This is a genomic window from Streptomyces sp. NPDC060205, from assembly GCF_042728395.1.
GTDB lineage: Bacteria > Actinomycetota > Actinomycetes > Streptomycetales > Streptomycetaceae > Streptomyces.
Genome location: NZ_JBHWZP010000400.1, coordinates 1 through 7,812, shown reverse-complemented (window position 1 = coordinate 7,812; position 7,812 = coordinate 1). Strand labels below are relative to the sequence as shown.

General features: G+C 71.4%; 6 protein-coding genes. 3 read left to right on the top strand and 3 right to left on the bottom strand.

Translation table 11 applies throughout. From position 1 onward, the window contains the following. The first annotated feature begins 281 nt into the window (after positions 1-281). Entirely contained in the window at positions 282-863 is a 582-nt protein-coding gene (locus ACFWGJ_RS39115; RefSeq protein WP_387333720.1) for a biotin transporter BioY, read from the top strand. Here the strand turns inward: ACFWGJ_RS39115 and ACFWGJ_RS39110 are convergent. Both ACFWGJ_RS39110 and ACFWGJ_RS39105 read right to left on the bottom strand, forming a co-directional pair. Next, positions 847-2,241 carry an FAD-binding oxidoreductase gene (locus ACFWGJ_RS39110; RefSeq protein ID WP_387333722.1) on the bottom strand — a complete coding sequence of 465 codons (1,395 nt, stop codon included), beginning with the start codon at positions 2,239-2,241 and terminating at the stop codon, positions 847-849. The two genes, ACFWGJ_RS39115 and ACFWGJ_RS39110, sit on opposite strands and share 17 nt — an antisense overlap. A gap of 132 nt (positions 2,242-2,373) precedes the next feature. Beyond that, positions 2,374-3,147: an LPXTG cell wall anchor domain-containing protein gene (locus ACFWGJ_RS39105; RefSeq protein ID WP_387333719.1), complete on the bottom strand. Its 774-nt coding sequence runs from the start codon at positions 3,145-3,147 to the stop codon at positions 2,374-2,376. Positions 3,148-3,297: 150 nt separating this feature from the next. Here ACFWGJ_RS39105 and ACFWGJ_RS39100 point away from each other — a divergent pair, with 150 nt between their 5' ends. Continuing rightward, entirely contained in the window at positions 3,298-5,397 is a 2,100-nt protein-coding gene (locus ACFWGJ_RS39100; RefSeq protein WP_387333718.1) for a protein kinase, read from the top strand. 97 nt (positions 5,398-5,494) lie between these two features. Here the strand turns inward: ACFWGJ_RS39100 and ACFWGJ_RS39095 are convergent, their stop codons facing one another. Then, positions 5,495-6,958 carry an amino acid permease gene (locus ACFWGJ_RS39095; protein ID WP_387333717.1) on the bottom strand — a complete coding sequence of 488 codons (1,464 nt, stop codon included), beginning with the start codon at positions 6,956-6,958 and terminating at the stop codon, positions 5,495-5,497. Between the two features lie 242 nt (positions 6,959-7,200). Between ACFWGJ_RS39095 and ACFWGJ_RS39090 the strand changes: the two genes are divergently transcribed. Next, positions 7,201-7,686, top strand: a complete 486-nt coding sequence (locus tag ACFWGJ_RS39090) for a ribose-5-phosphate isomerase (RefSeq protein WP_387333716.1) — start codon at positions 7,201-7,203, stop codon at positions 7,684-7,686. The last annotated feature ends 126 nt before the right edge of the window (positions 7,687-7,812 follow it).

The window sequence follows — 7,812 nt, the reverse complement described above, 5'->3', positions numbered from 1 at the left end:
CCCCCAGACACCTGGGGGCGCGGGGAACTGCGCAAAGGGGGCGAGGGGGCGCAGCCCCCATGCGTGGACGGGAACGGGTAGGGGCGGCGGGGGCGGAAACCCGGGGCCGGATCACACCCCCTTCGTGACCAGCATCACGCCCCCACGGGTGTACGGCCCACCCTTTGTCGAAGGTGCACCAACCCCCGCCGACCCCCTTGTCGACCACTGACGGAGATCGACGCGACCCCCCTGGGATAGCGTCACGAACGACCCCCGTCCTCACCCCCGCCGGAGCCCCGATGACCACCGCCGTCGCCCAGACAACCCCGCGCCAGGTCCTCGCCGACCTCCTCCCCGCCTCCCGCGTCAGGGACATCGCACTCGTGGCCGGCGGCGCCGCACTCACCGGCCTCGCCGCCCAGCTCGCGGTCCCGGTCCCCGGCTCCCCGGTCCCGGTCACGGGCCAGACCTTCGCCGCCCTCCTCGTCGGCACGGCACTCGGCGCCGGCCGCGGCCTCGCCTCCCTCGCCCTGTACGCGCTGCTCGGTCTCGCCGGTCTGCCGTGGTTCGCCGAGGGCTCCTCCGGCGCCACCGCCTCCTTCGGCTACATCCTCGGCATGCTGCTCGCCGCGACCGCCGTGGGCGCCCTCGCCCGCCGCGGCGCGGACCGATCGGTGGTCCGGATGGCGGGCGCGATGCTGCTGGGCGAGGCGATCATCTACGCGATCGGTGTCCCGTACCTGGCCGTCGTCGCCGACATGACGACCGCCCAGGCGGTGGCGGCGGGCCTGACCCCGTTCCTGATCGGCGACGCCCTCAAGGCCGCCCTGGCGATGGGCGTGCTCCCGGCCGTCTGGAAGCTCGTCAGGCGCGAGAGCTGACCGCCGCCACACCGTAGTTCCTGCGGAAGAGGTTCGCCGGGTCGTACTGCGACTTCAGCCCGGCGAGCCTCTTTCGCGTCCGGGCGTCGTACAGCCCCCGCGCCCCACGAGCGTCCGCCGCACCTGTCCCGCCTGTCCCGCTTGTCCCGCCCGCTCCGTACGCGAAGTTCAGCGCCCGCCCGATCGTCCACGGCTCCACCGTCGCGAGGGCCCGGTGCAACAGCTCCCGGGCCGGGCCGTCGACGCCCCCGAGGACCCGTACGAGGAAGCGGCCCTCGCGATGCGGTACGGCGTTCGGCCGCGGCCGGGCCAGCGCGCCGCCCAGGTGGTTGACCTGGACGACGTACATCGAGGGCGCGTCCGGGCCGGTCAGGGCGAGGAGTTCGCCCACGGCGTCCACGTCCAGGGCGCTCAGCACCGCGCTGTCCCCGTAGTACGCGTGCGGGAAGTCCGGGTCGGAGTGGATCGTGCGGCTCTCGGCGTACGGCATCGCGCGCAGCGAGTCGTCGAGCACCGGGCCGATCCCGCGCAGCGGGGCGGTGAGCCGCTCGCCGTCGGCGGCGGTGCCGGTGTACGCGACGCGCACGCAGAGCACGTACCGTCCGCGCAGCCGCGGCGGCAGCGCGGGCACGTCCGGGTAGGGCACGGCCGCGAACGACGAGGTCAGGGCGTCCGGCACGGTCTGTGTCCAGCGCTCGTACGCGCGCAGCGCCGCCACCGGGTCCACCGCGCGGCCGTCGAAGGCGAGCGCCCCGCCGTACAGCCGCGTCACCGGTACGAGGCCGATCTCCAGCTCCGTCACCACCCCGAGGTTCGCCCCGCCGCCGAGCAGCCCCCAAAAGAGCTCGCCGCCGTCGGAGAGTTCACCGCCGTCGGCGGTCACGTGCCGGAGGCGTCCGTCCGCCGTGACGACGTCCAGGGAGCGGACGTGGTCGGCCGCGTACCCGAACTCCCGTGCCAGGATGCCGAGTCCGCCGCCCAGCGTGTACCCGACGGCGCCGACGCCGGGCGCGGAGCCGTTCAGCGGCGCGAGCCCGTACGGTTCGGCCGCCTCGACCACCTGCCGCCAGGTGACCCCCGCCCGCACCCGGACCGTGCGCGCCCGCGCGTCGACCGTCACCGTGTCCATCCGGCGCGTGGTGATCAGCACCCCGCCCTCGGTGTCGCCGGGCAGCCCGTGCCCGGTGGCCTGGACGCCGACCGGCAGCCCCGCCGCCGCCGCGTACGTCACCGCCGCGGCCACGTCCTCGGCGGACCGGGCGGCGAACACGGCGTCGGGCCGCTGGGTGAACCCGGTCTGGAAACCGCGCAGTTCGTCCTCGTACCCGGGGTCACCGGGCACGAGGACGGTACGGCCGGGGCTGATGAAGTCCTGCAGACTCACGGGGAACGTCCTTCGCGGTCGAAGCGCCGTGCAAGCGCTGCCGGCTCTCCGGCGGACGTCATGCTGACGGGATTACCTGACACCCGCCGTCAGCATTTCCCGGCATGTCCCGTGAGGACGACCGCGTCAGGACTCGCTCCGTCCGTCGCGCCGCTGCGTCCACCACAGACCCGCCACTCCCGCGGAGATGAGCGCGGCGCCCGCCGCGCCGAGCGGCAGCATCTGCTCGGCCGGACCGGTCCTGGGCAGTTCCTCGCCACCGGACTTGTCGCCCGACGTGTCACCCGAGGAGTCGCCGGCCTTGTCGCCGCCCGGGGTGACTGGGCTGTTGTCGGTGCCGAGCAGGAGAGGCGTGGCCGGAGCGTTCGGAGAGGGGTTGTTGGCGCCGAACGGGACCGGGCCCTGCTGCCAGAACGTCTTCTTGCCGTCGGCGTCCTGGACGGGCAGGCAGATCTTGCCCTCCTTCTTCAGATCGAACGTCGCGTCCACGGCGTACGACTTCGACTTGCCGGCGCCCAGACTGTCGATGGCGCAGGCGAAGCCGCTGTTCGATCCCTCCGGGAGATCCTTCTCGGCGATTTCCGAACATCCCTTGACGCTTTTGACCGAGAGGCCGTCGAAGCCGACCACGAGCAGTCGGACGGCACCGCTGTCCTTTGTTCCCCCGTTCTTCACCGTGGCGGTGATCGCCGTCTTCTGCGAACCGTTGTCGACGCTGATCTTCTCGGGCAGTGAGGTCGTCAGCTCGACACCCGCGGGCGCTTCGTCAACGGCCTTTCCCCCTTTGTCGCTCATCGGTCCCGGATCGTCCGCCCCGGCGGAGAAGGAAAAGACCATCACCGCCGAGAAAGATGCGGTGAGCAGCGATCCTGTGGCGATCGTCCTACGACGAGAACTCATGTTCGTCCCCCTTGTGACCCCGTGACTGCGCCTGAATTCGCAGTACTTGAAGAGGTACCACAAGATTTCTCCGCACTATGCTGGTGCGGCGCAAAGTTGTGGCCATTGTGCTTCATTGCGGTTCTTCTGTGGCAGGTGTTGAAGGGGGGCATGGGGGTGCCGGAAATAACGAGGGGCGGTATTCCGGGATTGCTGGTCACGGGTCGGTACCGGTTGGTCGAGAGTATTGGACAAGGAGGAATGGGGCGGGTGTGGCGGGCCGCCGACGAAACGCTCGACCGGCAGGTCGCCGTCAAGGAGATGCGCATAGACGGCATGGACCAGGAGGACGCCAGGACCCGCCGCGAACGGACCCTGCGGGAGGCCAGGGCCACCGCCCGGATCGACCATCCCAACGTGGTGCGCGTGTACGACGTCGTGGACGAGGGCGAGCGCCTGTGGATCGTGATGGAGCTGGTCGACGGCCGCTCCCTGGAACGGGTCGTGGCGGAGGACGGGCCGCTGAGTCCGCGTGCCACGGCCCGGATCGGCCTCGAACTGGTGGCGGCGCTCGACCAGGTGCACGCGGGCGGTGTCCTGCACCGGGACATCAAACCGGCCAACGTCCTGATCGAACGGCGGGCCGGCCGGGTCGTCCTCACCGACTTCGGCATCGCCGCCATCCAGGACGCGGAAGCCCTCACGATGGTCGGCATGCTCGTCGGCTCCCCCGACTACATGGCGCCCGAGCGCGTCTCCGGGCGCCCGCAGGGCCCGCCGTCCGACCTCTGGTCCCTGGGCGCCACCCTCTGCGCGGCGCTGGGCGGGCGCTCCCCGTTCTCCCGCGCGACGACTCTCGCGACCCTGCACGCGGTGTTGTACGAGGAGCCGGAGATCCCCTCCGCGGCGGGCGAGGGCGAGTTGCGGGACGTACTCACGGCCCTGCTCCGGAAGGACCCCGCGGACCGCCCCGCGCTGGAGGAGCTGGCGGCACTCCTTGGTCCGGCCGCCGACGGCACGACGGGGACGGCGGCGCTCACGGTCACCGGCACGGTCCCCGGCGACGGGGAGCCGGCTCCGGAGGCCACCCCGGCGGCCCCGGGGCCGGAGGCCGAACCCCTTCCGGAGCCACAACCGGAGCCGCAACCGGAGCCGCGGCCGGAGCCCGGGGAAGCGGCGGCCACCGGCCCCGCGGCGCAGGCCCCCGAGCCTCCGCCGGCCGAGTCCCCACCGGTCGAGCCCCCGCCGGCCGAACGCCCGACCCCCCTGTACGTACGCATCCCGCCCCCGCTCCCGGAGCCGGTGGAGGACGCCGTACCCGCCGGGCACACGACGGCCCCGGAGGCACCCACCACCCCCGGACCGCCCCCCGACGTGGAGAACACGTCCTCGGAAGCCCCTCCCGAGGGCACCCCCGAGATCCCGTCCGAGGGCGCGACACCCGGGCTGGCGTTCCACGCGCCCGGCGTCCGGCCGGAACGGCAGGAGTCACCGACACCGACGCAGTCGGAGCTGCCGCAGTCACCGCCGTCACCGCAGCCGTCGGTGTCGCAGCCGCCACAGCCGTCGGTGTCGGAGCCGGAGGGGAACGCCGAGCTGCCCACGAGGCCCCGCGCCGCCCCGGCCCCGTCCGCACCACCGCCCACCGGAGACCGGCCCCAGGCCCTTCGAGGCCTTCGCGGCCTCCGTGGCCGGAAGGGCCTGATCGCCGCCGTGGGCGTGGTCGTCGCCGGGGTGCTCGCCGGCCTGCTCATCCCGATGCTCGGCGGTTCATCCGGCGACAAGGACAAGGCGTCCCCCTCCTCGTCGTCGTCCCCCACCGTCGCGGGCACCGCCCGCCCGCCGAGCCTCCCGGCGGGCTCCCGCACGGAGGCGGGCCTGTACGCCTGGGTGCCACCCGACGGCTGGGACCGGGTCGTGCAGAGCGGCGCCGAGGTCCACTACACCTCACCGGACCGCAAGCAGGAGATCCTCGCCAACGCCTCCCCGGCCCGCGGCGATCTCATGGACCAGTGGAAGAAGACGGAGGAGACCACGAGCAAGGGCCTCGACTATCAGCGGATCCGGCTGGAGGAGACCACGTTCCGGGGGGCGCCCGCCGTCGTCTGGGAGTACACGGTCACGGCCAAGGGACTGCCCTGGCACGCCCGGCTGCTGGGCTTCGACATCGACGGGACGTCGTACGAGCTCACCACCTGGTACCACCCGGACGTCGAGGAACGGGCCCTGCGTGTCTACGACAACATCAAGAAGACCTTCACGCCCCTGTGACCGCGCTCCGCCCGACGTACCCCGCACACGACGAAGCCTCCGCGGCAGGGGACCACGGAGGCTTCGTACGGAACAGCGGGTGTCGCAGGGGCAGCCGCTAGACCTGCTCGGCGTCCGACGCCTCCCGCGGCCGGCCGGCCTTCCCGCGCCGCACCTTCTCCAGCACCAGCGAGATGCCCACGACCACGGCGGCCACCAGCAGGGACAGCAGTACGGTCTGGCGGCCGTCGTGCTCGGTGTCGGTGAGCATGTAGCCGAGGACGAAGACGATCAGCGCGATCGTCGCCCACGTCAGATACGGGTACAGCCACATCCGGACGACCAGCTTCTCCGGCGTCTCACGCTCGATGATCTTCCGCATGCGCAGCTGCGAGAGACAGATGACGAGCCAGACGAACAGGGCGACCGCGCCCGAGGAGTTGACGAGGAAGAGGAAGACCGAGTCGGGGAACTCGTAGTTGAAGAACACGGCGACGAAGCCGAAGGCGACCGACGCGAGGATCGCGGTCATCGGGACACCACGGCTCGTGGTGCGGGCGAAGGCCTTGGGCGCGTCACCGCGGCGGCCGAGCGAGAACGCCATGCGGGAGGCCGTGTAGAGGCCGGAGTTGAGACAGGACAGGACGGACGTCAGCACGATGAACTTCATGATCTCGCCCGCGTTGGCGATACCGAGGGAGTTCAGGGCGGCGACGTACGAACCGTCCTTCTGGATGGACTCCGAGTCCCAGGGGAGCAGCGTGACGACGACGAAGATCGAGCCGAGGTAGAAGACGCCGATCCGCCAGATGACGCTGTTGGTGGACTTGGTCACGGCGCGCTGCGGGTTCTCGGACTCGCCGGCCGCGAGGGTGGCGATCTCGCTGCCCATGAAGGAGAAGACGACGAGCAGGATGCCGGTGAGGATCGAGCCGGGTCCGTGCGGCAGGAAGCCGCCGTGCTCGGTGAGGTTCCCGAGCCCCGCGCTGTCGGTGTCGGCACCCGGCAGCAGGCCGAAGACCGCGAGCCCGCCGATGACGATGAAGGCGCCGATGGCGACGACCTTGATCCCGGCGAACCAGAACTCGAACTCGCCGTACGAGCCGACGGAGCCGAGGTTCGTCGCGGTCAGCACGAGCATGACGATGAGCGCCCAGCCCCACTGGGGCACGGCCGGGACCCAGCTCTCCAGGATCACCGCGCCCGCGGTGGCCTCGATCGCGAGCACGACGACCCAGAAGAACCAGTAGAGCCAGCCGATCGAGAAGCCCGCCCAGCGGCCGAGCGCCCGGTCGGCGTGCGCGGAGAACGAGCCCGAGGTCGGATTCGCGGCGGACATCTCGCCGAGCATCCGCATCACGAGGACGACCATGGTCCCGACGAGGGCGTACGAGAGCAGGATGCCGGGGCCCGCGGTGGCGATACCGGAGCTGGAGCCGACGAAGAGGCCGGCGCCGATGACCCCGCCGATCGCGATCATCGACAGATGCCGGTTCTTGAGCCCGGCGTGGAGTCCGCCGTCGGGTTCTCCGGGTCCTTCGGGGCCGTTACCGGCCTTCGCCAGGGTCGGCTGCGAGGTCATGGGGGGATTCCTTTGCGCCGGGGACTGTGGGGATCGTGGGGAGTGCGTGCGGGGTGGGGCTCGCCGAGCCGGTCCAGTGAATCCCAGGCGAATAGATTCGTGAACCTTTGAATCCAGATCGTTACTTGAGGTTTCTCTGAGGTTCTATAGTGTTGCTGGCGCTTTTCCGCCACTCGCCCCGGAGCGTTTCGTGCGCCTGCCCCGGCGGGGCCGATCCGAAACAGCCGTGTCACACTCGGACCATGCGCGTGTATCTCGGTTCCGACCATGCCGGTTTCGAACTCAAGAACCACCTCGTCGAGTGGCTCACGTCCGCCGGGCACGAGCCCGTCGACTGCGGGCCCCTCATCTACGACGCCCAGGACGACTACCCGCCGTTCTGCCTGCGTGCCGCCGAGCGCGCCGCGGCCGACCCCGAGGGTCTGGGCATCGTGATCGGCGGATCCGGGAACGGTGAGCAGATCGCCGCGAACAAGGTCGCGGGGGTGCGGGCGGCTCTCGCGTGGAGCGTGGAGACGGCTGCGCTCGGGCGGCAGCACAATGACGCCAACGTCGTGGCGGTCGGGGCGCGGATGCACTCGCAGGAGGAGGCGACGAAGTTCGTCGAGACCTTCCTGAACACGCCGTTCTCGGGTGACGAGCGGCACATCCGCCGGATCGACATGCTGTCGGCGTACGAGTCGACCGGGGACCTCCCCGCGATCCCGGCGCACCACCCGCAGGGCTAGAGGCTTTTTTCGCCCCCGCCGTCCCTGCCCGTTCCCGTCACGTACTCAGGGGCTCCGCCCCCGAACCCCCGGTCCTCAAACGCCGGACGGCTGAAGGATTCGCGGACCGTCCGCGACTCTTCAGCC

Bases quoted from the DNA above. Each gene is read 5' to 3' on its own strand.
- ACFWGJ_RS39115 (WP_387333720.1), top strand. From the start codon at position 282: ATGACCACCGCCGTCGCCCAGACAACCCCGCGCCAGGTCCTCGCCGAC.
- ACFWGJ_RS39100 (WP_387333718.1), top strand. From the start codon at position 3,298: ATGGGGGTGCCGGAAATAACGAGGGGCGGTATTCCGGGATTGCTGGTC.
- ACFWGJ_RS39105 (WP_387333719.1), bottom strand. From the start codon at position 3,147: ATGAGTTCTCGTCGTAGGACGATCGCCACAGGATCGCTGCTCACCGCA.
- ACFWGJ_RS39095 (WP_387333717.1), bottom strand. From the start codon at position 6,958: ATGACCTCGCAGCCGACCCTGGCGAAGGCCGGTAACGGCCCCGAAGGA.
- ACFWGJ_RS39090 (WP_387333716.1), top strand. From the start codon at position 7,201: ATGCGCGTGTATCTCGGTTCCGACCATGCCGGTTTCGAACTCAAGAAC.